Raw genomic sequence first — 24475 nt, 5'->3', positions numbered from 1 at the left:
GCCGGACTCAGTCCGCCGCCTGCTCCGGCCGGTAGCTCAGCCGCGGCATCAGTGCCAGCGCCAGCGTTGCCGCCACCGCCACCACGCCGATCAGCCATACCACCGGGCCGTTGACCGCTGCGCGCTCGGGATGCACGCCAACTACCGTGGCCAGCGCCAGCGTGTTCGCGGTCGCCACCAGGGTCGCCGAGGCGTAGTCGTGATAGCGGCGCGCCTGGTTCGCGCTCTGCGTCCAGCGCGGGTCGGTGTTGTAGCTGGGGAGCGCCAGGTGGGCGTCATTGAGGCGTTCGAGCTGCGACAGGAAGCGGCGCAGGTTGGTGAGCGCGCGTTCGGCCTTGTAGTTGAGGAAGACCAGCGTCGCGGACGTGACCGGAAAGCCGAGCGCCAGCCATTCCACCGGCAGCGAGGGCCGCCCGGCTTCCGGCCGCAGTGCCACCAGCACCGCCAGCAGGCCGATCGTGAGCGATACGTAGAGGCCGAGCGCCTGCTGGCGCTGCGCGATGCGCGCGTTCACCTCCTGGTAGGCGGCGATGAAGCGGTAGTTGGCGTCGACGATGAGGCCGCGGCCGGCGGCGGGCGTGGAGGAGGGCATGCTCATGCGGACCGGTGTGGGGGTTGATCGGGCTGGAAGCGCGGCAGGTCGAAGGCGGTGACCGGCGGCGGCTCGCCATCGTAACGCGCCACCTCGACCAGGCAGGTATGCGCGCTACACCCCTGGCCCAGCCGCGACGAGCCGATGTCGCGCGTCAGCACGTTCGGATTGCCGTGCTTGTCGGGATTGGCCGGGTCGGCTTCGCCCCGCCGCAGGGGGTCGTACCAGGCGCCGGTCGGCAGCCGCAGCACGCCCGGCATCACCGCCGTGTCCAGGCGGGCGGCGGCAAAGCAGGCGCCGCGGTCATTGAAGATGCGCACCACGTCGCCCTCCGCAATGCCGCGCGCGGCTGCGTCCGCCGGGTTGAGATGGGCGGGTTCGCGGCCGCCGACCTTCCCGGCGCGACTCGTGGGGCCGTCGTCCAGCTGGCCGTGCAGACGGGTCACCGGCTGATCCGAGATCAGGTGCAGCGGGTAGCGCGCGGTGGCCGCCGCTCCCAGCCATTCCTGCGGTGCGCGCCACACCGGATGGCCGGGGCAGTCGTCGTAGCCAAAGGCGGCGATGGTGGCCGAATGCAGTTCGATGCGGCCGCTGGGCGTGGGGAGCGGATGCGCGACCGGGTCGGCGCGGAAGTCCGCCAGCATCACCACCGGCGCCTGGGGTTCCAGGGCGTCGAGATCCACCGTTCCGTGAGCGCGGAAGGTGGCGTAATCCGGCCACTGCACGCCCCGCGCCGCGGCGGCGCCGGCTGCTTCCTCATAGAGATGCACCTGCCATTGATGTGCGTCGCGCCCCTCGGTGAATACCGCCTCGCTGCCCAGCCTGTGCGCCAGCGCGGTGAAAATGGCGTAGTCGTCGCGCGCCTCGCCGGGCGGCTCTGCCAGCTTGCTCATCGCCACCACGTAGCGCTCCCGGGTGGCGAAGCCGATGTCGTCGCGCTCCAGCGCGGTGGTGGCGGGGAACACCAGGTCGGCCATGCGTGCAGTGGCGTTCCATACCTGTTCATGAACGATGATGGTCTCCGGACGCCGCCACGCCCGCACGAGGCGGTTCAGGTCCTGGTGATGGTGGAAAGGATTGCCACCCGCCCAATACACCAGCCGGATGTCGGGGTAGGCGAGGCGCCTGCCGTTGTAGTCGAAGGGCTCGCCCGGGCGCTCCAGCATGTCGGCGATGCGCGCCACCGGGATGAAGTCGGCCACCGGATTGCGGCCTTGCGGCAGCGTGGGGCCCGATACACGCGCGTGGGCGCTGCCCATCAGGTTGAGCGGTCCGTAGCCGAGCGCGAAACCGCCCCCCGGCAGACCGATCTGGCCGAGTACGGCGGCCAGCGCCACCGTGGCCCAGAACGGCTGCTCGCCGGATTCCGCGCGCTGCAGTGCCCACGCGCAGTTGACCACGCAGCGCGTCGTCGCCATCTCCGCCGCCAGGCTGCGCAGGCGTGCGGCGGGCACCCCGGAGAGGGCGGACGCCCAGTCGGCGTCCTTGACCACCCCGTCGTCCTTGCCGAGCAGATGGTCGCGCCAGCGCTCGAAACCGACGCAGTGACTGGCGAGGAAGGCGGCATCGTGGCGGCCTGTCGCGATCAGGGTATGGGCCAGCGCCAGCATGACCGCGGTGTCGGTATTGGGGCGGATCGGTATCCACTCCACCGCCCCGGCAGGCGCGTCCAGGTTGTGGGCCACCGGGCTGAAATTGACGAAGCGGCAGCCCGCAGCGGCAAGCGCCGCCAGTCCCGGACGCACGCGGTGGGCCTGGGCGCCACCCGCGGCGACCTGCGCATTCTTGGCCGGCACGCCGCCGAAGGCGACGAACAGCCGGGTGTGGGCGGTCAGCACCGACCAGTCGTGATGCTGCGCCATCAGCGCGTCCATGCTCATCACGATGTGCGGCATGAGCGTGCGGCCGGCGCCCAGGCTGTAGCTGTCCTGGTGGCGCACGTAGCCGCCGATGCTGTTGAGGAAGCGGTGCACCTGGCTTTGCGCATGGTGGAAGCGCCCGGCGCTGGCCCAGCCATAGGAGCCGCCGAAGATGGCGCGGTTGCCGTGGTCGCGACGCACCCGCCGCAGTTCGCGCGCGGCGAGGTCGAGCGCTTCGTCCCAGTGGAGTTCCACGAAGGCGTCTTTGCCACGCGCGGCGCGATCGTCTCCATGCGCCGTGCCGCGCATGCGGGCGAGCCAGGTTGCGCGTGCCGCGGGGCGCAGCACGCGCAGCGGGGAACGGTTCGCTTCGAGCATGCGTTCGCCGATGCGCGAAGGGTCGGGGTCCTGCGGGTGCGGCTCGAGCCGGAGATTTTCGCCCTGGCCGTGGGCGAGATAGAGGCCCCAATGGGCCAGCGTCAGGCGCGGCGCCGCGGGGGCGGCGGGCAGCAGGGAGGGTGTTTCGGTGGGCATGAGCGGAGTCAGGTCTGCGGACTGTCTGCCCGCGGGAACGTGCGTGGCAGGGACCAGCAGCCCTGGTGCCTGCTGCGCCAGCCTACCGGACTGCGGCGCGCGGCCCTAGCTGCAATTCAGAAAAGCAAATGCACATTTCATCGAGCGCTTCAGTGATATCCGCAATGGCCGGAATGCGCGATTTCTGGGATTTGGGCTATGCGAAAAAATTGAAACGATATTCACAAAAGTGAATTCGAATAAGCTGGATTGCATCAACGAAATCCATATTTGGCAAGGATTTGCGGGGTGTTAGCTTTCGTCCCATCTCAATTTTGGTAATGAGCGGGGCGTGAAATGCAAATAAGAATCCTGAGTCGCCGCGATTCGCTCGCCGGTCTGTTGTTCATTGCTTTCGGCAGCGTCGGCGGCTATCTCTCCGCGGCGTATCCGCTGGGTAGCGCGATGCGCATGGGGGCGGGTTATTTCCCCCTGCTGCTGAGCGTCGTGCTGGGACTGCTCGGTATCGTGGTGCTGCTGCGCAGCCTCGCCTTCGATGCCGAGGAGCAGGCGATCGGGGGCGGCATCGCCTGGCGCGCGGCGGCCTTCGTCGGCGGCGGCGTGATCGCCTTCGCGCTGCTGGCGCCGCACCAGGGGCTGCTGCTCGCCACCGTGGTACTCACCGTGCTCAGCGGCCTCGCGCAGCGCGAGGTGAGGGTGCGCGAACTGCTCGGGCTGTCCGCGGTGCTCGCGGTGTTCGGCGTGGCGGTGTTCTCCTACGGCCTGGGCCTGCCCCTGCCGGTGCTGCCGGCCTGAGCGCGTCGCCAACATGGAATTGCTGTCCCACCTGGCCGTCGGCGTCGAAGCGGCGCTGACCTGGTCCAATCTGCTCTATTGCTTCATCGGGGTCACCCTCGGCACCCTGGTCGGCGTACTGCCCGGCATCGGTCCGGTTGCGACCATTGCGATGCTGCTGCCGGTCACCTACGGGCTGCAGCCGGCGTCGGCACTGATCATGCTGTCCGGCATCTACTACGGCGCGCAGTACGGTGGTTCGACCGCCGCCATACTGGTGAACCTGCCGGGCGAATCGTCCTCGCTGGTGACTTGCCTCGACGGCCACGCGATGGCCAGGAACGGCCGTGCCGGCGCCGCACTCGGCATTGCCGCCATCGGGTCCTTCTTCGCCGGCACCGTCGCCACCGTGGTGGTGGCCGCGGCGGCGGTGCCGCTGGCCGACTTCGCGCTCAAGTTCGGCCCCGCGGAATATTTCTCGCTGATGGTGCTCGGCCTCATCGCCGCGGTGGTGCTGGCGCAGGGCGACATCTTCAAGGCGGTGGCGATGACGCTGCTCGGCCTGCTGCTCGGGCTGATCGGCGTGGATGTGAATTCCGGCGAGCAGCGCTTCACCTTCGACATGCCCGAACTCGCCGACGGCATCAGCTTCGTCGTCATCTCGATGGGGATCTTCGGCATCGGCGAGATCATCGCCAACCTCGAGCGCGACCAGGGCCGCGACGTCGCGATCAGGAAGGTGGGCTCGGTGCTGCCGACGCGCGAGGACTACCGCGCGGCGTGGAAACCGGTGCTGCGCGGTTCCGCGCTCGGCACGGTGCTGGGCGTGCTGCCCGGCGGCGGTGCGATGCTCAGCTCGTTTGCCTCCTACATGATCGAGAAGCGCCTGGCGAAGGACCGCTCGCGCTTCGGCAAGGGCGCCATCGAAGGCGTGGCCGGCCCGGAATCCGCCAACAACGCCGGCGCGCAAACCTCCTTCATCCCGCTGCTGGTGATGGGCCTGCCGTCCAACGCGGTGATGGCGCTGATGATAGGCGCGATGATGATCCACGGCATCGTGCCCGGCCCGCAGGTGATGGGCGAGCGCCCGGAGCTGTTCTGGGGCGTGATCGTCAGCATGTGGGTGGGCAACGGCATGCTGCTGCTGCTCAACCTGCCGCTGATCGGCGTGTGGGTGCGGCTGCTGTCGGTGCCGTACCGGATGCTGTACCCGGCCATCCTGCTGTTCTGCTGCATCGGCGTGTACAGCGTGAACAACAGCCTCTTCGACGTGGTGCTGGCGGTGGCCTTCGGCCTGCTCGGCTACCTCTTCATCAAGCTGCGCTGCGAGCCGGCGCCGCTGCTGCTCGGCTTCGTGCTCGGCCCGATGATGGAAGAGAACCTGCGCCGCGCCATGCTGCTATCGCGCGGCGACCCCAGCGTGTTCGTCACCCGCCCGCTGAGCCTGACCCTGTTGCTGCTGGCAGTGGCGCTGATCCTGGTGATGGCGCTGCCCGGCATCCGGTCCACCCGCGAAGTCGCCTTCGCCGGCGACTGAGCCCGGCGCCCCAACCCAGCCGTCCGGAGCGGCGCCCGCCGCCGCTCCTCCGTTCCATCGCATCCGAGTACTGCGCAATGAGCATCCACAGTTTCGACGTCCCCACCCGCGACCCCGGCGAATACCTCGCCATCCTCAACGCCCGCCGCTGGGAAAAGCTGCAGCGCCAGATCCGCTACGTGTGGAGCAACGAGGACTATTTCCGCCAGCGCTTCCTCGAAGCCGGCATCCAGTCGCCGGACGACATCCGCAGCTTCGAGGACTTCCGCCGCCTGCCGGCCTTCATGGACAAGACCCGCCACCGCGAGTCGCAGGACGCCTCGCTGGAACGCTACGGCCATCCGCTGGGCCTGCACCTGACCACCGCGCCGGAAAACGCGATCCACCTCGCTGCCACCTCGGGCACCACCGGCACGCCCACCTTCTACGTGTTCAGCCGCAAGGACCTGGACATCACCTACGAGGTGCTCGGCCGCATGTTCCGCGTCGCTGGCATCCGCCCGGGCGACACCACCTTCCACGCCTTTGGCCTGTCGCTGTGGCTGGCCGGCATCACCTATGTGCAGGCGCTGGAAGCCTATGGCGCGCGGCCGGTGGCGGTGGGCGCCGAGGGCGGCGTGCCCAAGATCCTGCGCTACATCGAGCTGACCCGGCCGCGCGTGCTCTTCGCCACGCCGTCGATGGTGAACCAGCTGATCGAGCGCGCGCCCAAGGAGATCGGCAAGCCGGTCGGCGCGCTCGGCATCGAGGTCATCTACTGCTCTGGCGAACCGGGCGCCAGCCAGCCGCTGTTCCGCCAGCGTGTCAGGGAGCACTATGGCGCCAAGGTGTTCGACGCCACCGGCGGCGCCTGGCACAACGGCACCATCACCTGCGACAGCGAGCACTCCCACGGCATGCACTACGTCGCCGAGGACTACTGCTTCCGCTACGACCTGATCGACCCGGCAACCAAGGCGCCGCTCGAGCTGAAGGACGGTGCGGTGGGCGAGGCCATCCACACCGCGCTGGAGTACGAGGCGTCGCCGTCCTTCCGCAACGCCACCGGCGACATCCTGAAGATCCACGTCGGCGAATGCCCCGGCTGCGGCCACTTCGGCACCCGCATGGAAATCGTCGGCCGCGCCGATGACATGCTGGCGATCAAGGGCGTGAAGGTGTATCCGGCGGCCATTCAGAACGTCGTCGCTCAGTTCCGCCCCAAGGTGTCGGGCGAGCTGCGCATCCGCCTGGACGCGCCGCCGCCGCGCGTGGAGCCACCGCTGCGGCTGGCGGTGGAGGCGGGCGAGGGCACGCCGGAATCCGAATGGTCCGCCATCGGCGCCGCCATCGAACAGCGCATCCGCGAACTGCTCACCTTTCGGCCGCAGGTCGAAGTGCTGCCCTTCGGCAGCCTGCCGCGTACCGGGGCCAAGACCAAGCTGATCGAGATCGTGGGGAAGGGCGCCTGATGTCCGCGTTCGAAACCGACGAACTCGCCCGCCTCGGCGAGGCGCTGGCGGACGACGCGCCGGTGCCTTACATCGCCCGCACCCGCGCCTGGTATCTCGCGCTCGGCTACGACACGCCCTACGTGTGGGCGCACTACGACACGGTGCCGTTCGCGCCGCTGAAAAAGCCGCTGGCGCGAAGCCGCGTCGCCATCGTCACCACTGCCGCGCCTTACCAGCCGGACAAGGGCGAGCAGGGGCCGGGTGCGCCGTACAACGCCGGTGCCAAGTTCTACCGCGTGTATGACGGCGACACCGCCATCGACCACGACCTGCGCATCGCCCATGTCGGCATCGACCGCAAGCATGCCGACCTCGGCGACAGCGGCTGCTGGTTTCCGCTGCCGGCGCTGCGCCGTGCGGTGGCAGCGGGCAGGGTGGGCGAACTCGCGCCACGCTTCTTCGGCGCGCCCACCAACCGCAGCCAGCGCCACACGCTGGAAGTGGATGCGCCCGAGATCGTCGCCGGCTGCCTGGCAGACGGCGTGGATGCGGTGGTGCTGGTGCCCAATTGCCCGATCTGCCACCAGACGGTGAGCCTGGTGGCGCGCGAACTGGAAGCCGCGGGCGTCGCTACGGTGGTGATGGGCGCGGCGAAAGACATCGTCGAGCACGTCGGCGTGCCGCGCCTGCTGTTCTCCGATTTCCCGCTCGGCAATGCCGCCGGCCGGCCGGGCGACATCGCCTCGCAGGACGAGACGCTGGAACGCGCGCTCGGCCTGCTGGAGAGCGCCGCTGCGCCGCGCAGCACGCTGCAGTCGCCGCTGCGCTGGGCGGCCGACCCCGCCTGGAAGCTCGATTACTCCAACCCCCAACGCCTCTCGGCGGAAGACCTCGCGCGCCGTCGCGCCGAGGCCGAAGCCGCCCGCCTCACCGCCCGCGAGCTGCGGGTGGCGACGCTGGGCAGCGATCCCGAGCAGGCCCCCGACCGACAACAACAAGGACACGCCGCATGAGCACCGTCAGCTACACCTCGAACAACGGCATCGCCGAAATCCGCATCGACCGCGCCGAGAAGTACAACGTGATCACCCACGACGTGGTGCGCGAACTCGCCGCCGCGTGGCAGCGCTTCAAGGACAGCGACGACCGCGTCGCCATCCTGTCCGCCGCCGGCGAGCGCGCCTTCACCGCCGGCGCCGACTTGCGCGACATCCCGCACGACCTGTGGAAGGCGATTCCCGGCGTCGGCATCCAGATCGACAAGCCCATCATCGCCGTCACCGCCGGGTTGGTGGTGGGTGGCGGGCTGGTGCTGGTGCAGTTCGCCGACCTCGCCATTGCCGCCGACAACACGGTGTTCTCGTATCCGGAAGCCAAAGTCGGCTTCTCCGGTGGGCTGATCAGCTCGCTCGCCGCGCGCATCCCGCACAAGGTGGCGATGGAGCTGCTGCTGGTGGGCGGCTCGATTTCCGCCCAGCGCGCCTATGAAGCCGGCCTGGTGAACCGCGTGGTGCCGGTCGGCCAGCAGCTCGACGCCGCCCGCGAACTCGCCACCCGGATCGCCGCTAACGCGCCGCTGGTGACCTCACTGCTCAAGCGCTTCGTCGGCGAGGTGATCGCCAAGGGGCCGACCGAAGTCGCCGCCATCGCCCGCGCCAACATCGAGGCGATCAACGCCTCGGAAGACTTCCACGAAGGCATCGCCGCCTTCACCCAGAAACGCACGCCGACCTTCACCGGCCGCTGATCCGCCCAACCGGAACGAGACGACATCATGAAACTGTCCCGCATCGCCCAACGCCTGGCCGCGCCGTTGCTGACCGCCGCCGCCCTGGTCGCGCCGTTCGGCGCCCACGCCGACACCTGGCCGAGCAAGCCGCTGAAGCTGATCGTGCCTTACCCGCCGGGCGGCGCCGCCGACACCGTCGGCCGCATCTACGCCGACGCGCTCACCGAAGCCCTCAAGCAGCCGGTGGTGGTGGAGAACAAGCCCGGCGCCGGCACCGCGATCGCCGCGGAATACGTCGCCAACGGACCGGCCGACGGCTACACCCTCAACCTGGTGCCCACCGGCCAGCTCACCGTGCTGCCGCACGTGGCGAAGAACCTGAAGTTCGACGCCTTCAAGAGCTTCGCGCCGGTGTCGCTGCTGGCCTACACCAGCGTGGTGATCGCCGCCAACAACGAAGTGCCGGCCAAGAGCCTGAAGGAGCTGGTGGCGCAGGCCAAGGCGGCGCCGGGCAAGTATTCGTACTCGTCGTCCGGCAGCGGCACGATCATCCACCTGGCCGGCGAGTACTTCCGCCTGACCAGCGGCACCGACATCCTGCACGTGCCCTTCAAGGGCAGCGCCCCGGCGGTTACCGCGGTGCTCGGCGGCGAGGTGAACCTGGCGGTCGATACGCTCACCATCCTCGCGCCGCAGATCAAGGGCGGCAAGCTGCGCGGCCTCGCCATCGCCTCGCGCGAGCGCTCGCCGCTGCTGCCGGACGTCCCCACCGTGGCGGAATCCGGCTACCCCGGCTTCGAAGTCACTTCCTGGTTCGGCCTCAACGTCGCCGCCGGCACCCCGGCCGAGATCGTCACCCGCCTCAACACCGAAATCGCCAAGGCCGCGGCATCGCCGACGGTGAAGGAGAAGCTCGCCGCGCAGGGGCTGGACCCGTGGCCGAGCACGCCGGCGAAGTTCGCCGAGCAGGTGCGGACCGATTACGAGAAGTACGGGAAGGTGGTGCGGGAGTCGGGGACGAAGTTTGAGTGAGGGTAAAGCGGGCTTCGGTGATTGAACTGGAGTTGCAGTTCGCGCCAAGTCGCTCCCTCCCCTTCAAGGGGGTGAGGCCGGGGTTTCGGCGAGCATCGCTCGCCGCCGGCCGAACGACGATGCCTCCTGGCATCGGCTACCGGGTTGGGGTGGGGATGGGGTTAGTCGCTGCGCTGAACCCAACCCCATCCCCCTCCTGGCCGGGAGTCTCGGCTTCGCCTCGCCGCTCCGCCGGCGGCGAGCAGTGCTCGCCGAAACCCCTGCTACGCCCCCCATGAAGGGGGAGGAACAAAAGACCAAACCCGTCGCCTCCCTACGGAGCACCCGATGCCCAATCACCCCATCGAATTCCTCGGCTTCCTCGCCCACCAGGAAGCCAGCGAAATCCTCCCCGCCCGCGGCCCGCTGGTCGACAAGGCCTTTCTCGGCGCCTGCGCTCGCGCGCAGGAGCACGCCGGCTTCGACCGTGCCTTGATCGCCTACCACAGCGGCGCCCCCGACGGCCTGCAGGTGGCCGCCTACGCTGCGGCGCAGACCAGCCGGCTCGGCCTGCTGGTCGCGCATCGGCCGGGCGTGATCGCGCCGACCGTGGCGGCGCGCCAGTTCGCCTCGCTCGACCACTTCAGCGACGGCCGCGCGGCGATCAACATCGTCAGCGGCGGCAACGACGCCGAGCAGCAGCGCGACGGCGACTTCCTTGGCCATGACGAGCGTTACGCCCGCACCGACGAATACCTGCAGCTGATGAAGCTGGCGTGGACCCGCGGCGAGCCCTTCGACTTCGACGGCCGCTATTACCGCGTCAAGGGCTATGTCAGCCAGGCGCGGCCGCTGCAGCAGCCGCACATCCCGATCTTCTTCGGCGGCTCGTCGGCGGCGGCGCTGGAGGTGGCCGGCAAGCATGCTGACGTGTTCATGATGTGGGGCGAGCCGCTGGCCGGCATCGCCGAGCAGATCGCCGCGGTGCGCGCGGTGGCGGCGCATCACGGGCGCGGCGATGCGGTGCGCTTCTCGCTGTCGCTGCGGCCTATCCTTGGCGCCACCGAGGACGAAGCCTGGGCGCGTGCCGAACGCATCCTCGGCGGGGTGCGCCAGCGTCTGGAACTGGCCGCGGCCAGTCCGTTTGCCTTGAGCTCGCCGAAGGGCCGTGCTGCCGAGCAGGCTTCGACAAGCTCAGCCCGAACGGTGCCGGGCGGCCGGGCCGATCAGCCCTTGGCGACCCGTGGCACCACCAGTACGGCGACCAGCGCCGCTTCCCCTCAGAACGAAGGCTCCCGCCGCCTCCTCGCCTTCGCCGAGCGCGGCGAGGTGCTCGACAGCTGCCTGTGGACCGGCATCACCGCGCTTACCGGCGCCGCCTCGGGCGCCGCTGCCAGCACCGGCATCGGCGGCAACTCCACCGCGCTGGTCGGCACGCCCGAGCAGGTGGCTGATGCGTTGCTGGCCTACCACCGCCTTGGCGTCAGCCACTTCCTGGTACGCGGCTTCGATCCGCTGGCGGACGCGGTGGCCTACGGCCGCGAGCTGTTGCCGCGGGTGCGTGCGCGGCTGGCCGAAGCGCTGCCGGCGGAGGCCTTCGCCGCTTTCTGACCCGGCGGGCGGCCTGGCCCTATGCCATGACCCACCGATTTCAAACCCTTTCCCAGCCACGTTCCAACCGCTTACCGAAGCGCTTTCCGGAGTCATCCATGACCATACGCAAATCCACCCGCCGCGCCCTGCTGCGCACCCTGGCGCTCGGCGCCGTTGCCCTGATGCCCTTCGCGGCCCAGGCCGACACCTGGCCGAGCAAGCCGCTCAAGCTCATCGTCGCCTTCCCGCCGGGTGGCGCGTCCGACATCGTCGGCCGTTTCTATGCCGAGCAGCTCTCGACCGCACTCGGCCAGCCGGTCGTGGTGGAGAACAAGCCGGGTGCCGGCACTGCGATCGCCGCCGAAGCCGCCGCCAAGGCCGCGCCCGACGGCTACACCCTGTCGCTGGCGCCGGCCGGTCAGCTGACCATCCTGCCGCACCTCGCCAAGGACCTGCGCTATGACGCGTTCAAGGACTTCGCTCCGGTGTCGGTGGTGGCCTCGGTGCCCTACGTGGTGGCGGTGAACAGCACCGTGCCCGCCAACACGCTGCAGGAGTTCACCGCCTACGCCAAGGCCAACCCCGGCAAGGTCAGTTATTCGTCGTGCGGTAACGGCACGCTGTGCCACCTGTCCGGCGAGTTCTACAAGAGCCTGACCGGCACCGAGCTGCTGCACGTGCCCTACAAGGGCAGCGCGCCGGCCATCACCGCGCTGCTCGGCGGCGAGGTCAATGCCGCTTTCGACACGCTCACGGTCCTGGCCCCGCAGGTAAAGGGCGGCAAGGTGAAGGGGCTGGCGATCACCAGCGCCAAGCGTTCGCCCACGCTGCCCGACGTACCCACCGCCGCCGAGGCCGGGCTGAAAGGCTTCGAGGCGTCGTCGTGGTTCGGCATCGTGGTGCCGGCGGCGACACCCAAGCCGGTGATCGAACGCCTGCACAAGGAACTCGCCCAGATCGCCGCCAAGCCGGAGACCCGCACCAAGCTCGCCGAGCAGGGGCTGGACGTGGAAAGCACCACGCCGGACGCCTTCAGCCGCCTGATCCGCGAGGACAGCGTCAAGTGGGGCAAGGTGGTGGCGGAGTCGGGGGCGAAGATCGAGTAAGGGGGCGTTAACCCCGTCCCCACCCCAACCCGGTAGCCGGTGCCAGGAGGCACCGTCATTCGGTTGTGGCAAGCAGTGCTTGCCACAACCCAGCCCTCGCCCCCTTGAAGGGGAGGGAGCAGGACGGGTCAGCCCGGGAGCCTTCGCTTCGCTCCGTCGTTCGGCAGGCGACAAACATGCTTGCCCCAACCCCGGTCTCGCCCTCTGAAGGGAGGAACACTGTTGCGCTCATTGGTACTTCAGCGGTGGGCAGAGCGCGTCTTTCCCCCTCCCCTTCAAGGGGAGGGTTGGGGTGGGGATGGGGTTACGCGCGGCGCCGGCCTCAACCCATCCCCCTCCCAGCCAAGGGTCTCGGCTTCGCCTCGCCGCTACGCTGGCGGCGAGCAGTGCTCGCCGAAACCCCATCTCCGCCCCCCTTGAAGGGGGAGGAGCAAAAACTCTTCACTCCGGAGTCCAACCATGAACGCCCCCCTCGAACTCCCCACCACCGAAGCAGCCATCCACACCGCCCGCGTGGACCTCGCCGCCGCCTGCCGCCTCATCCACCTTTTCGGCTGGACCGATCTGCTCGCCACTCACGTCACCTATCGCGTGCCCGGCCGCCACGACCGCTATTTCATCAACCCGCTCGGCCTGCTCTATGAGGAAGTCACCGCCTCCAGCATTCTCGAGGTCGATCTCGACGGCAAGGTGGTGGGCGGGGAGGGCGACGTGAACCCCGCCGGCATCGTCATCCACGGTGCCATCCACGCCGCAGTCGAGGACGCCGCCGCGGTCATCCACCTGCACAGCCGCGACGGCGTAGCGGTGGCGACGCAGGAGGAAGGCCTGCTGCCGCTCACCCAGATGGCGCTGATGGTGCACGGCCAGATCGCCTACCACGACTTCCAGGGCGTGGTGCTGGACGAGCGCGAGCGCGCCGACCTGCTCGCCAACATCGGCGACCGCCACACCGTCATCCTGCGCAACCACGGCACCATGACGCTCGGTCGCAACATGGGCGAGGCCTTCGCCCGCATCTGGCGGCTGGAGCGCGCCTGCCGCTTCCAGCTCGCGGCGCAGTCGGCCGGCGTGCCGCTGCGCCAGTTGCCGGACGAGGTGATCGCCCGCACCCATGCGCAGGCGCAGGAAATCTACGGCGGCCAGGCGAGCTTCTTCCCCTCGGGCAAGCGCGAATGGGCGGCGCTGCGCCGCCGTCTCGACAGGGAGCTGCCCGGCTATGCCGACTGAGCCCCTGCGTATCGCTGTCATCGGCGGCGGCAGCCTGGGACTCTACGTGGGCGGACGGCTGAGCCTCGCTGGCCATGAAGTGACGGTCGCGGGCCGCGGCCCGACCGGGCTTGTCGACGTGCAGGCAGACGGCGACGAGCACTGGTGCGCCCCGGCCGTGCGCTATGCCGCCGTCGATGCACTCGCCGGCCCCTACGCCCAGGTGATCGTCGCGGTGAAATCCCATGACCTGCCGGCACTGTTGCCCGCGCTCTCCGCGCTCGGCGACGCCGGGACGCGCTATGTGTTCCTCCAGAACGGCATCCCGTGGTGGTGGCAGCGTGACGGTTCCGCCACCGCCGAGGCGCCGCCGCTTGGGCGGACGGTCGCGGTGGTGGTCCATCACGCGGTGGAGCGCACCGCGCCCGGTCGCATCCGGGTGCGCCGCACCGCGCGCGACCGCTACATCTGCGGCGTGCCCGAGGGTGGTGAGGGAGATGCCGTGCTCCGCGCGCTGGTCACCGGATGGCAGGCCGCCGGCATCCCCGCGGAGGCCAGCGCAGACATCCGCAGCGAGGTGTGGGCCAAGCTGATGGGCAACGCCACCCTCAACCCGCTGTCGGCGATCACCGGCGCCACCACCGGCGAACTCGCCACCCGGCGCGAAACGCGCGCGGTGCTGCTGGCCGGCATGGCGGAAATCCAGCGTATCGCGCTCGCCGAGGGGTGTGCCGAACTCGCCTCGCCAGCGGCGCGGGTGGCGCGCGCGGCCGAGGTAGGCGCCGTCCGCACCTCCATGTTGCAAGACCGCCTCGCCGGCCGCCGGCTGGAGCTGGACGCGCTGCTGGCGGCTCCGATTGCGCTCGCCGAGCGGCACGGCATTGCCGTGCCGGTGCTGCGCACCCTGCTCGGCTGTCTTTCCGTTTCCGCATTGCCCCTATCCATCTTCGACAGGAGTCCGTCATGAGCCTCACCCCGCTGCGCGAATTCGTCGTCGCGCTTACCGAACTGCTTGAAAGCGGTGCCGATGAGCCGCGCATCCTGGACCAGGGCCGCGAACTCGTCGGCAAGCTGGTCGCCACCGATGACTGGCTGCCGACCGCCTTCGCCCAGCCGCATCCGCAGTACTACCAGCAATACCTGCTCTATGCCGACCCGCGCGAGCGCTTCTCGGTGGTGTCCTTCGTCTGGGGGCCGGGGCAGAAGACGCCGCTGCACGACCACACGGTGTGGGGCATCGTCGGCGTATTGCGCGGCCAGGAGCGCGAGCGCAGCTTCGCCCAGCGGGCGGACGGCGGCTACGCCGAAACCCACGCCGGCGTGCTCGAACCGGGCGGGGTGACCGCGGTGTCGCCCACCATCGGTGACGTGCATATCGTAGAGAACGCGCTGGCCGATCAGGTCTCGATCAGCATCCACGTCTATGGCGGCAACATCGGCCGCATCTCGCGCCACGTGTTCGACCCCGACAGCGGCACGCCCAAGGCCTTCGTGTCCGGCTACGCGAGCGAGGTGGTGCCCAATCTGTGGGCCTGACGGCGTGCGCGCCCGGACTCAGCCTGACCGCCGGCGCAGCGCCGGCAGCAGGCTCGTGGCCAGCAGCGCGGTGGCGGTGACGAGCAGGGCAAAGCTGATCGGCTCCGTCATGAACACCGCCGGGTCGCCGCGCGACAGCGTGAGCGCGCGGCGCAGGTTCTCCTCCAGTGGCGGGCCAAGCACGAAGCCGAGGACCAGCGGCGCGGGTTCGCAACCCAGCTTGCCGGCGAGGTAGCCGAACACGCCGAACCCCATCATCAGCAGCACCGGCACCGCCGAACTGGAGATGGCATACATGCCGACGCAGCTCAGCAGCAGGATGGCGGGGTAGAGCAGGCGGTACGGGATGGCGAGCAGCCGCACCCACAGCCCGAGCAGCGGCAGGTTGAGCACCAGCAGGAAGGCATTGCCTATCCACATGCTGGCGATCAGGCCCCAGAACAGCGGAGGATTGCTGCTCATCACCTGCGGGCCGGGCTGGATGTCGTGCAACGTCAGCGCGGCGATCATCAGCGCCATCATGGCGTTGGAGGGCAGGCCCAGCGCCAGCATCGGGATGAAGGCGGTCTGGGCCGCCGCGTTGTTCGCCGCCTCCGGCGCGGCCACGCCTTCGATTGCCCCTGAGCCCAGCCGGCGGGGATCCGCCGCGAGCTTCTTTTCCACCACATAGGCGGCAAATGCGGCGAGCACCGGGCCGCTGCCCGGCAGCACGCCCAGCAGCGCGCCCAGCCCGGTGCCGCGCAGCGTGGCAGCGCCGGCGCGTCGGCGGTCCGTGCGGTCGGGCCACCAGCGCCCGCGCCCGGCCTGTGCAGTGGCGGCAGGCGCTTCTCCACCTTCCAGATTGCGCAGGATCTCGGCAATGCCGAACAGACCCATCGCCACCGCGGCAACGTCGATGCCGTCGTACAACTCCGGGATATCGAACGTGAATCGCCGCACGCCGGTATTGACGTCGGTGCCGACGAGGCCGAGCAGCAGGCCGAGCACGATCATGGCGACCGCCTTCAGCGTGCTGCCCTGCGCGGTGGCGACGGCGGCGACCAGCCCGAGCGCCATCAGCGCGCAGTAGTCCGCGGGACCGAAACGCAGGGCGAGCGCGCTCACCGGCCCCGCCAGCGCCGCGATCAGCAGCGTCGCCACCGTGCCCGCGAAGAAGGAGGCGAGCGCCGCCACCAGGAGCGCCTGGCGCGCCCGCCCGTCCTGCGCCATCCGGTGTCCGTCCAGCGCGGTCGCCACCGCGCTGACCTCGCCCGGCATGTTGAGCAGGATGGCTGTGGTGGAGCCGCCGTACTGCGCGCCGTAGTAAATGCCGGCCAGCATGATCAGGGCGGCGGTGGGGTCGAGGCCGTAGGTCAGCGGCAGCAGCAGCGCGATCGTGGCGAGTGGCCCGAGGCCAGGAAGCACGCCGATGAAGGTGCCGACCAGGGTGCCGAGCAGGCAGTACAGCGCGTTGTCCACACTCAGCGCGACGGCTAGCCCCAGCTTGAGATGCGCGAGCAGTTCCATGTGGCGTTCAGAACGCGGGCCAGCGCGGCAGCGGCAGGCCCAGTGCGAGCGGGAACACCAGTACCGCCAGCGCGGCGAGCACGAGCGCGAGCGACAGGGTTTCGTGAGCGGGCAGTGCCGGCCGTGCGCAGCGGGCGGCCACCACCATCACCACGGCCGCAAGCGCCAGCCCGGCCTGTGCCAGTAGCAGCGCGAACAGCATGCCGGCCGCGCCCAGTGCGAGCAGCGCGCGCCACGCCACCGGAGGCAGGGGGCGCGGTGCGCGCAGTGGCGCCCGCACCAGCAATGCAAGACCGAGCACCAGCAGCAGGGTGCCGAGCACGCGCGGGAAATAGCCCGCACCCATACGCATCGTGGTACCCGCGGCGTAGTCACCGCCCAGCCACAGCGCGACGCCGCCGAGGGCGGCGAACACCAGGCCGGCGGCGCCGTCCTGCCAGTCGATGCGCATCGCTTTTCTCCGGTTGGGGGGCGAGCGCCCGGGGGTATGCGAATGTGGCGGGGCGATGACGGCCTGGTCAGCGACTGCGCCGGAAAACGGCCCTTCTTATCGCGTGTCATTGCCACTTGGATAGCAGAAATTCGCATATGACGGGGCCGCAACGCCACCTATCATGCCGCTTCCGTTCCGCCTGCTCCGTGACGCTGCACATGAACCCGCCCGATTCTGCACCCGATCCCGCCGTCGCCGCCATTGCCCGAACCCCCTATGCCGCGGTCCGCGCGGCGCTGCTCGAACGCCGCGAGATCGCGCTGCTCGACGTGCGCGAGGAAGACCCGCATGCGCAGGCGCATCCGCTGTTCGCGGCCAATCTGCCGCTCGCCCGTATCGAACTCGACGCCTACGCCAAGTTGCCGCGGCGCGATGTTCCCATCGTGACGCTGGATGATGGCGAAGGCCTGGCGGAACTCGCCGCGCGCCGGCTGATCGCGCTGGGCTACAGCGAGGTCAGTGTGTTCGAGGGCGGCGTGAGGGGCTGGGCGGCGGCGGGCGGCGAGTTGTTCCGCGATGTGAACGTGCCGAGCAAGTCCTTCGGCGAGCTGGTCGAAGCCGAGCGCCACACGCCGTCGCTGGCGGCCGAGGAGGTGCAGGCGCTGATCGACAGCGGGGCCGACGCGGTGATCGTCGATGCCCGTCGCTTCGACGAATACCAGACCATGAACATCCCCGGCTCGACCAGCGTGCCCGGCGCCGAACTGGTGCTGCGGATCGCTGAACTGGCGCCGCGGCCGGAAACGCGGGTGATCGTCAATTGCGCCGGCCGCACCCGCAGCATCATCGGCACCCAGTCACTGGTGAATGCCGGCATTCCCAACGCGGTGGCGGCGCTGCGCAACGGCACCATCGGCTGGACGCTGGCCGGGCAGAAGCTGGAGCACGGCGCCGACCGCCGTTTCGGCGAGGTGTCGGAAGCGACCCGCGCGCGCGCCGCGGAAAGTGCGCGTGCGGTAGCCGACCGCGCCGGCGTGCGCCGTACCACGCTTGCCGGCATCGACGGTTGGGCGCGCCAGGAAGGGCGCACCAGCTACTTCTTCGACGTGCGCACGCCAGAGGAATACGAGGCTGGCCATCTGCCCGGCTTCCGTTCGGTGCCCGGCGGCCAACTGGTGCAGGAAACCGAGATGGTGGCGCCGGTGCGCGGCGCCCGCATCGTGCTGGCGGACAGCGACGGCGTGCGCGCCAACATGAGCGCGTCGTGGCTGGCGCAGATGGGCTGGGAGGTCTACGTGGTCGATGGCGCCGATGCCGCCGAATTCCGCGAGCGCGGCGGCTGGCGCGCCCCGTTGCCGCCGGCGCCGGCTGCGCGCCGCATCCTGCCGGAAACCCTGTCGCGCAGCCTCGCTGCCGGTGAGGACGTGGTCATCCTCGATTTCACCACCCACGCCAATTACCGCAAGCGCCATATTCCGGGCGCGTGGTGGGCGCTGCGCTCGCAGCTGGCGGAGGCGATCAAGCAGGTGCCGAAGGCATCGCGCTACGTGCTGACCTGCGGCACCAGCCTGCTCGCGCAGTACGTGGTCGCCGAGGCGCAGGCGCTGGTCGATGGCGAGGTGTGGTTGCTCGACGGCGGCAATGCGGCGTGGTTTGCCGCCGGGCTGGCGGAAGAGCAGGGCGAGACCCGGCTGGCCTCGCCGCCGATCGACCGTTACCGGCGACCTTACGAGGGTACCGACAACCCGCGCGAGGCCATGCAGGCTTACCTGGACTGGGAGTTCGGGCTTGTCGCCCAACTCGCCCGCGACGGTACGCACCATTTCCGCGTGATCTGAACGCCGCGCTCGATTACCCGTCCGCCGTTGTCGGCGCCGGCACCGTACAGGACGCGTGGCGGCGCGTCGCCCAGCCGGTCAGTCCGTGCCAGGTAATCAGGAGCAGGAAGGCGGCGCTGAGTCCGATGTGCGCGTAGGCGCACAGATTGGCCGCCTGTTCGTCGGCGAGGTAGAAGACACCCACCGCACTGGTGGCCAGCAGCGCCAGCAGTGCCAGCAGCAGGGCGCCGCTGGCGAGGTGGCGCCGGCGACGCCAGCCGGCGCGGACATGGATCGGTGCGAGTGCGCCCGCAACGGATGAAATCAGGAAGGCCGCCGCCGTGTGAGAGGCGCCGACGCCGATCCGCGTTGCGGCCGCGAGACGCCAGCCCGGATCGATCTCGGCACGCAGCTGCAGCGTGGTCGGCACCAGCAACAGGCCGCTTGCGGCGACGGCGAGGACGATGACGATCAGCACGGGCAGGAACCACGAGGGATAGCCTTTCACGCTAGTTCTCCGGGGGTGTTGAAGGGCAGGGGCCGAGGACATGGCCGCCGAGGGCATGGATGCGTTCTGCGCGGTTTGCCGCGGGCAACTGGCTTGCGACCTTGGTGAGCGCGTCGGCGCGCCAGGCGTAGCGTGCGAGTACGGAGTGCACCCCGGCCGCAAGCGCCGTCTCCGGCTGGGCGATCAGCCGTGCGGGAAACGCGGGGTCGGCCGTGTCACTCGCGCGCGAACTGGCAATCGCGGCGTTGCGCAACTGGCCCAGCAGGCGAAGGCTGCCGTCCATCTCGCGGCGGTGAACCGGAAGCGCTGCATCGCCGAAACAGCGCAGGTCGCCCCCTGCGTTGACCCAGCCGCCCGGAAGTCCCGCGCGGCGCAGCGCGGCCACCGCCAGGTCAACCGTGAAGCCCTTGGCGATGCCGTCCAGCGTGATCTTGAGCGGACGGGCCAGACGACAGAACGCGGTGCCGCGGGCGCGGCCGAGAACGAGATCGTCCGCATGCCCCTGTTCCAGGCACGTCCCACCGTGTTCGGGCAGCGCGCCCAGCGCCACCAGCCGGCCGCCGACCGTGCAGTTGAACAGGCCGTCGCTGGCGCGGCCCATGGCCCGCGCCAGCCCGAGCAGGCGCGCGGTCAGGGAATGGACGGGTTCGGCGCCGCCGCCATTGCACGCGGCGCGGTTGAGGCGGCTGAGTTCGCTGGCCGGGTCGTGAAAGCTCCACAGCCGCTGCGCCAGGTCGAAGCAGGAAAAAGCGCGCAGGAGCGCGGCCTCGGCGACGCGGCCACCGGCGGTTGTGCCGATCTCGACGTAGGTTCCCAGCAGGGGGCGCATGCGGCGCACCCCCTGCCGTAGGGCCAAGTCGCTGGCCAGGACTTCAGGCATTGGGCAGATACAGCTTCTGGATCACCAGCAGCCGCTTCACGCCATCGAGCACGTTGCGGCAGGACAGCGTGGCGCCGCTGATGTTGGGCACGTCCTCGTCGAGCTTGAAGGTGTCGCCCAGCTTCTTGCCGACGAAGTGCTTGCGCCACTCCGCCTCGCGGATTTGTCCGCCGTGGGTTTCGCGGTAGCTCAGCACTTCGATGCCGAGCACGCGGCCGTCGGGCGATAGCGCCGCCGCGTAGGTGATGAACTCGTGCTTGCCTACGACGTCGTCGACGACGAACCAGCCCAGGAGCTGGCCGTCCTTTTCGGCGCGCCAGATCTTCTGCACATCCCAGCGCTGGCGCACGCCGGCGGCGTTGGCGATGGCGCTGCGCTGGTCGTCGGACAAGGCCAGCGGCCGTTCTGCAAATGTCCTGGCGGCGGGGAACAGGGCCTGTTGCGCCTGCGGGATGGTGAGGAAGTCGTTGGCCTGGGCAAGGGGCGCCGCCACGGCGACCGCTACCGGCACGAGGTAGTGGGCCCAATAGGATGCGGGATCGTGCATGGTCGCCGGCCTCAGAAGTTGTAGCCCACTTTGAAGCGGATTTCCTGCTTGGTCTTTTCGATCAGGTGCAGGTCGGTGTCGCGTTGTCCGTCGTAGCGTTCGCCACCGCCGCGAATCTGCGGCATCCAGGTGGCGGTGAACCACCACTGCTTGTCACCGTAGTGCAGCGTAGGTCCGGCGAAGATCGACCAGCGCTCCAGCCCCACCTCGGTTTCGTTCTCCGCTTCATAGAGCGCTTCGAGGGCGATCGACCACTTGGGCGCGAACCGGTAGGAGATGCCGGTGCCGAACTTGAGCCCGATCTCCATTTCCGGATCGGTGGACCATTCGAAGTCGGCCGGCAGGTTGCTGATCTTGCCGCGCTTGGCGTAGGTGGTTTCCAGCGCCGCGTTGCCCACCCAGCTCACCTGGCCTTCGGCGAAGTACTTCTGCAGTTGCAGACCGAGTTCGAACTCGAACTTGGTCTTGTCCTGGCCGGAGTGGGGGTCGAGCCAGTCGTAGTTGAATTCGAAGGTGGACGACAGCCCCAGGTCGTCCTTGGCAGCGCTGAGGAAGTTGTACTTCAGCGCCAGTTCCACGCCGGAAGCCCGCAGCCCGGTCTTGCGGTCCTCGGGGAGATAGCCGTTGATCAGCAGTCCCTTGGTGTCCACCGACATCATCTTGAACGCGGCGGAGCCGGTGAGGCGGTGGGTGAGGCCGTACTCCAGCTCGGTCTTGGAATCGAGCGCGCGATAGGTGCCAGTGCCCTTGTCGCTACGCTGCGTGAGGATTTCATAAAGCTCCCAGGAACCCTGAGGCAGGGTTTCGGCACCTTTGACGTAGCCGAAGAGATTCTCGTCGGCTTGGGCAAGGCCGAAGGCGCCCGCGAGGACGGCGGGAAGCAAGAGCTTTGCAGCAGAAGCGGAAGTGCGGGCGGTCATGAGCGACTCCTTGGTTGTTTTGGACGATTTCCTCTCAAATCGCGATGCGAATAATAACGCAAATGAGAAGTAATATTAATAACGTGGTTTTTCAGCCACGCTGCAGGGGCCGAGGTACGAAGGGGCTGGGGCTGGGGCGGGCGGAGTCAGCGCGCAGGGTCTCGCGCCGTCGTCGTGGCGCGTGGCTGGAAGGTCGTGGGGCGGCGCTTGCCCCACGACGCGCGCATCGTTATCGACGCTGGAAAATCAGCACCGCAATGCCGTCGAAGCTGCGCCGTTCGACCCGGGGGTGGGTTTCGGTCAGCGCCTGTTCCACCAGGTTGTCCGGATCGGTGAGGTAGGCGTTGCGCAGGATCAGTGCGAGCTTGTCGTGATGGGCCGCGATGTCACGTACCCGGGCGAGGTCGTCGACGTTGATACGGCGGCGGTCGAGATTGGGGCGGGCGTCGGCGGCGGGTTGGGACTGCGCCGGTTCCGGCCAGTCTTCCGGCACGCCGACGCTGCGAAAGCGCGCCTGCTGGCGGGGGGCGTAGTACTGCAGCCCCCACGCCACCGAGGTATTGAGATAGAAGGCCGGCTGGCCCGGCGCGAGTTCCTGCCCGACATAGCGCGTGATCTCGTTCCATGGTTCCTTGCGGAATTCGGCGAAGTGCGACCCGCAGGCGAGCGCGAGCAGCAGCACCAGCGTGGACGCCAGCGCCGGGCGCAGCGGCTGCGCGAGCTGGGCCAGCCCGAGCGCGGCGGCGAGGTAAAGCGGCACCGCCACATAGAGCAGCGTGCGTTCGAGGAAGACCGGCATCGCGAGGTAGCTGATCACGGTTTCCAGCAGCACCGGCAGCGTCGCCACCGACACCAGCAGCAGCGCGGCGGCGCGGCGCCCCTGCCGCCACAGGGTGCCCAGTCCGATCCCCGCCAGTGTGACCAGCACGCCCAGGATCACCGTGCCTTCCGGCGTGGGGGCGCCATAGAGGTTGCGCAGCGTTTCGGCAATCCGCGCCCAGTCCGGCCGGGTGATCCAGAAGCCCGCCTGCACCCGCCCGGCATGACCGAGGAGCGGCAGCAGGTTGGGCAGGATCAGCACCAGCGCGGCTAAGCCCGTCAGCACCAGGGCGCCCAGCACGCGCGCCGAGCGGCGCATCTCGGCGATCCACCAGTACAGCAGCGGCACCGCGATGGCGATGACCGCCAGCGCGCCCATGTTGTGCGCCCACATGATCCACGCCAGCCCGAGCGCGAGCGTTGCCAGAATGGTGACCGGCGGGCGTGCGGGCGCGCTGTGGACCGCGACGGGACGGGTGGTCAGCCACAGCGCCGCAGCCAGCGCCAGCGTCACCCCGAACACCAGCATCGCGTAGGTGCGCGCCTCCTGCCCGTAGCGGACCTGCAGCGGCGCCAGCGCGAACAGCAGCGCGGCAAAGAGCCCGACGTTGCGCGCGTGGGCGCCGCCGAGCGCACGGCCGCCGAGGTAGAGCAGCGGCAGCGTTGCGACGCCGAACAGTGCGGACAAGGCCCGCAGCGCACCCTCGCTGTCGCCCGCCAGGGCCCGCCAGCCTTTCAGCGCCACGTAGTAGAACGGCGGGTTGAATTCGAAGGTCGGGAAGATGTTCCACAGGTACCACAGGCTCTGGCGCGCGGCCCAGTCGCTGAAGCCTTCGTCCACCCACAGCGGCAGCCAGCCGATGTGGTAGAGGCGGGCAGCCAGCCCGACAAGCATTACGGCGCCGAGCAGCAGCAGCGCGCGCAGCGCACCGGCGCGCGGATCAGCTGGCATCTGCATGGCGGAAGGTCCAGTACGAGTTGAGGAAGTAGTTCACCAGCATCGCGGGGGGAATGCCGGCCAGCTGCGGCACCCATGGCGGCAGCGCGGGGTAGAGCGAGGACACCGCGGCGAAGGTGGAAAAGCTCACGCCCAGCGCCACCAGCGACACCACGTTGAACTTCAGGCCCTTCACCCGCACGTGGTCGCGGGTCTTGCGCCAGCGGAAGGTCCAGTAATTGTTGAGCAGGAAGTTGGAGACGATCGACACCTCGATCGCCAGCGGCGAGGCGACGAACTTGTTCATGCCCAGCGCGAGGAAGGCGGCGAAGGCGCCCAGGTTTACCGCAACCCCGGAAAGGCCGACCAGCGCGAACTTGATGAACACGCGCGAACTCTGCAGCCGTATCCACCACGCGTTCCAGACGAACTCCATGATGTCGGCGAAGCCGAGCTTGGATTCACCGCGCGTGCGGTCGATGAAATCCACCGGAATCTCCACCACGCGCGCGCCGTTGGTGACGGCGGCGTGCAGCAGCGCGACCTGGAAAGCGTAGCCCTGCACGCGCAGGCGGGAGAAGTCGATGCCGCGCAGCACCGCGCAGCGGATCGCGCGAAAGCCGGCCGTACAGTCCCGCACCCGGTAGATTCCCGCGACATAGCGGGCGACGATGTTGCCGCCGAGCGAATTGAGCCTTCGCATCAGCCCCCAGTTGGCGGGGATGCTGCCGCCTTTCACATAGCGGCTGCCGATGACGAAATCCGCACCGCGGTCGATCTCTGCCATCAACCGCGGCAGGTCCTCGGGGCGGTGCGAGAAGTCGGCGTCCATCTCGAACACCACGTCCGCTCCCAGCGCGTCCATGGCGTGGTTCATGCCGCGGACGTAGGCGGCACCCAGGCCGGCCTTGCGGCCTTCGATCAGATGCAACCGGGGAAAACGCGTCTGCAGCGCGCGGACCTCCGCCGCGGTGCCGTCCGGCGAGTTGTCGTCGACGACGAGGATGTGCATGTCGTGCGCCAGCGTGGCGAACTGCCGGTCGAGCGCCTCGACCAGCGGCCCGATGTTGGAGCGCTCGTTATAGGTTGGAACGATGACGACGACCTTCATCCGGACTCCCCGCCTGAACCGTCATATTGCTGCGCAGTATAGGCATCCGGATTCATGACACCTGTGTGCTTGTTGGCGTCCGCG

22 protein-coding genes are annotated in these 24475 nt (G+C 69.3%); 12 read left to right on the top strand and 10 right to left on the bottom strand.

What is annotated here, in order from left to right:
• Positions 1-7 precede the first annotated feature (7 nt).
• Entirely contained in the window at positions 8-598 is a 591-nt protein-coding gene (locus tag dqs_RS12440; protein ID WP_179947988.1) for a hypothetical protein, read from the bottom strand.
• The gene (locus dqs_RS12435) at positions 595-2985 is read right to left on the bottom strand and encodes a molybdopterin-dependent oxidoreductase (RefSeq protein ID WP_084018482.1); all 2391 of its coding nucleotides are present in this window, start codon (positions 2983-2985) and stop codon (positions 595-597) included. The genes dqs_RS12440 and dqs_RS12435 overlap by 4 nt, the downstream gene beginning before the upstream one ends.
• 336 nt (positions 2986-3321) lie before the next feature.
• Here dqs_RS12435 and dqs_RS12430 point away from each other — a divergent pair, with 336 nt between their 5' ends.
• The 11 genes from dqs_RS12430 (at position 3322) to dqs_RS12380 (ending at position 14913) form a co-directional block, all read left to right on the top strand.
• The gene (locus dqs_RS12430; protein ID WP_065340675.1) at positions 3322-3780 is read left to right on the top strand and encodes a tripartite tricarboxylate transporter TctB family protein; all 459 of its coding nucleotides are present in this window, start codon (positions 3322-3324) and stop codon (positions 3778-3780) included.
• A gap of 13 nt (positions 3781-3793) precedes the next feature.
• Positions 3794-5296 (top strand): tripartite tricarboxylate transporter permease, encoded by a 1503-nt coding sequence (locus dqs_RS12425; RefSeq protein ID WP_065340674.1) that lies wholly within the window; start codon positions 3794-3796, stop codon positions 5294-5296.
• 77 nt (positions 5297-5373) lie between these two features.
• On the top strand, positions 5374-6747 hold the full coding sequence (locus dqs_RS12420) for a phenylacetate--CoA ligase family protein (RefSeq protein ID WP_065340673.1): 1374 nt from the start codon (positions 5374-5376) through the stop codon (positions 6745-6747).
• Positions 6747-7742: a glycine/sarcosine/betaine reductase selenoprotein B family protein gene (locus dqs_RS12415; protein WP_065340672.1), complete on the top strand. Its 996-nt coding sequence runs from the start codon at positions 6747-6749 to the stop codon at positions 7740-7742. The genes dqs_RS12420 and dqs_RS12415 overlap by 1 nt, the downstream gene beginning before the upstream one ends.
• Complete coding sequence (locus dqs_RS12410) at positions 7739-8476, top strand: enoyl-CoA hydratase/isomerase family protein (protein WP_065340671.1); 738 nt, start codon at positions 7739-7741, stop codon at positions 8474-8476. The genes dqs_RS12415 and dqs_RS12410 overlap by 4 nt, the downstream gene beginning before the upstream one ends.
• Positions 8477-8503: 27 nt before the next feature.
• Positions 8504-9490, top strand: coding sequence for a Bug family tripartite tricarboxylate transporter substrate binding protein (locus tag dqs_RS12405; RefSeq protein ID WP_065340670.1), 987 nt, complete (start codon positions 8504-8506; stop codon positions 9488-9490).
• 327 nt (positions 9491-9817) lie between these two features.
• Positions 9818-11080, top strand: a complete 1263-nt coding sequence (locus dqs_RS12400) for an LLM class flavin-dependent oxidoreductase (protein WP_065340669.1) — start codon at positions 9818-9820, stop codon at positions 11078-11080.
• Positions 11081-11178: 98 nt separating this feature from the next.
• On the top strand, positions 11179-12168 hold the full coding sequence (locus dqs_RS12395) for a Bug family tripartite tricarboxylate transporter substrate binding protein (RefSeq protein WP_065340668.1): 990 nt from the start codon (positions 11179-11181) through the stop codon (positions 12166-12168).
• 459 nt (positions 12169-12627) lie between these two features.
• Positions 12628-13398, top strand: a complete 771-nt coding sequence (locus dqs_RS12390; RefSeq protein ID WP_065340667.1) for a class II aldolase/adducin family protein — start codon at positions 12628-12630, stop codon at positions 13396-13398.
• Entirely contained in the window at positions 13388-14344 is a 957-nt protein-coding gene (locus tag dqs_RS12385; protein WP_065340666.1) for a ketopantoate reductase family protein, read from the top strand. Before dqs_RS12390 ends, dqs_RS12385 begins: the two co-directional genes overlap by 11 nt.
• A complete protein-coding gene (locus dqs_RS12380; protein ID WP_065340665.1) occupies positions 14341-14913 on the top strand; it encodes a cysteine dioxygenase family protein in 573 nt (190 codons plus the stop codon). The genes dqs_RS12385 and dqs_RS12380 overlap by 4 nt, the downstream gene beginning before the upstream one ends.
• A gap of 18 nt (positions 14914-14931) precedes the next feature.
• On the opposite strand, the gene dqs_RS12375 is transcribed toward dqs_RS12380, so the two are convergent.
• On the bottom strand, positions 14932-16419 hold the full coding sequence (locus tag dqs_RS12375; protein WP_065340664.1) for a tripartite tricarboxylate transporter permease: 1488 nt from the start codon (positions 16417-16419) through the stop codon (positions 14932-14934).
• 7 nt (positions 16420-16426) lie between these two features.
• Positions 16427-16870, bottom strand: coding sequence for a tripartite tricarboxylate transporter TctB family protein (locus dqs_RS12370; protein WP_065340663.1), 444 nt, complete (start codon positions 16868-16870; stop codon positions 16427-16429).
• Between the two features lie 200 nt (positions 16871-17070).
• On the opposite strand from dqs_RS12370, the gene dqs_RS12365 reads away from it, so the two are divergent.
• Positions 17071-18690, top strand: coding sequence for a rhodanese homology domain-containing protein (locus dqs_RS12365; RefSeq protein ID WP_065340662.1), 1620 nt, complete (start codon positions 17071-17073; stop codon positions 18688-18690).
• Positions 18691-18703: 13 nt separating this feature from the next.
• Here dqs_RS12365 and dqs_RS12360 read toward each other — a convergent pair whose 3' ends face one another.
• From dqs_RS12360 to dqs_RS12335, 6 genes are all read right to left on the bottom strand, one after another.
• Entirely contained in the window at positions 18704-19177 is a 474-nt protein-coding gene (locus dqs_RS12360) for a hypothetical protein (RefSeq protein ID WP_065340661.1), read from the bottom strand.
• 1 nt (position 19178) lies between these two features.
• Positions 19179-20006 (bottom strand): FAD:protein FMN transferase, encoded by an 828-nt coding sequence (locus tag dqs_RS12355; RefSeq protein WP_169823515.1) that lies wholly within the window; start codon positions 20004-20006, stop codon positions 19179-19181.
• A 43-nt stretch (positions 20007-20049) separates the two neighbouring features.
• On the bottom strand, positions 20050-20604 hold the full coding sequence (locus dqs_RS12350; RefSeq protein WP_011766114.1) for an FMN-binding protein: 555 nt from the start codon (positions 20602-20604) through the stop codon (positions 20050-20052).
• 11 nt (positions 20605-20615) lie between these two features.
• The gene (locus dqs_RS12345) at positions 20616-21524 is read right to left on the bottom strand and encodes a DUF6662 family protein (protein WP_011766113.1); all 909 of its coding nucleotides are present in this window, start codon (positions 21522-21524) and stop codon (positions 20616-20618) included.
• Positions 21525-21753: 229 nt separating this feature from the next.
• Positions 21754-23301 carry a glycosyltransferase family 39 protein gene (locus dqs_RS12340; protein ID WP_065340659.1) on the bottom strand — a complete coding sequence of 516 codons (1548 nt, stop codon included), beginning with the start codon at positions 23299-23301 and terminating at the stop codon, positions 21754-21756.
• A complete protein-coding gene (locus dqs_RS12335) occupies positions 23285-24391 on the bottom strand; it encodes a glycosyltransferase (protein WP_065340658.1) in 1107 nt (368 codons plus the stop codon). The genes dqs_RS12340 and dqs_RS12335 overlap by 17 nt, the downstream gene beginning before the upstream one ends.
• Between the last annotated feature and the right edge of the window lie 84 nt (positions 24392-24475).

This window comes from Azoarcus olearius (assembly GCF_001682385.1).
Taxonomy (GTDB): Bacteria; Pseudomonadota; Gammaproteobacteria; order Burkholderiales; family Rhodocyclaceae; genus Azoarcus; species Azoarcus olearius.
Note: the sequence above shows the minus strand (reverse complement) of the source record. Positions and strands in the feature narration are given on the sequence as shown.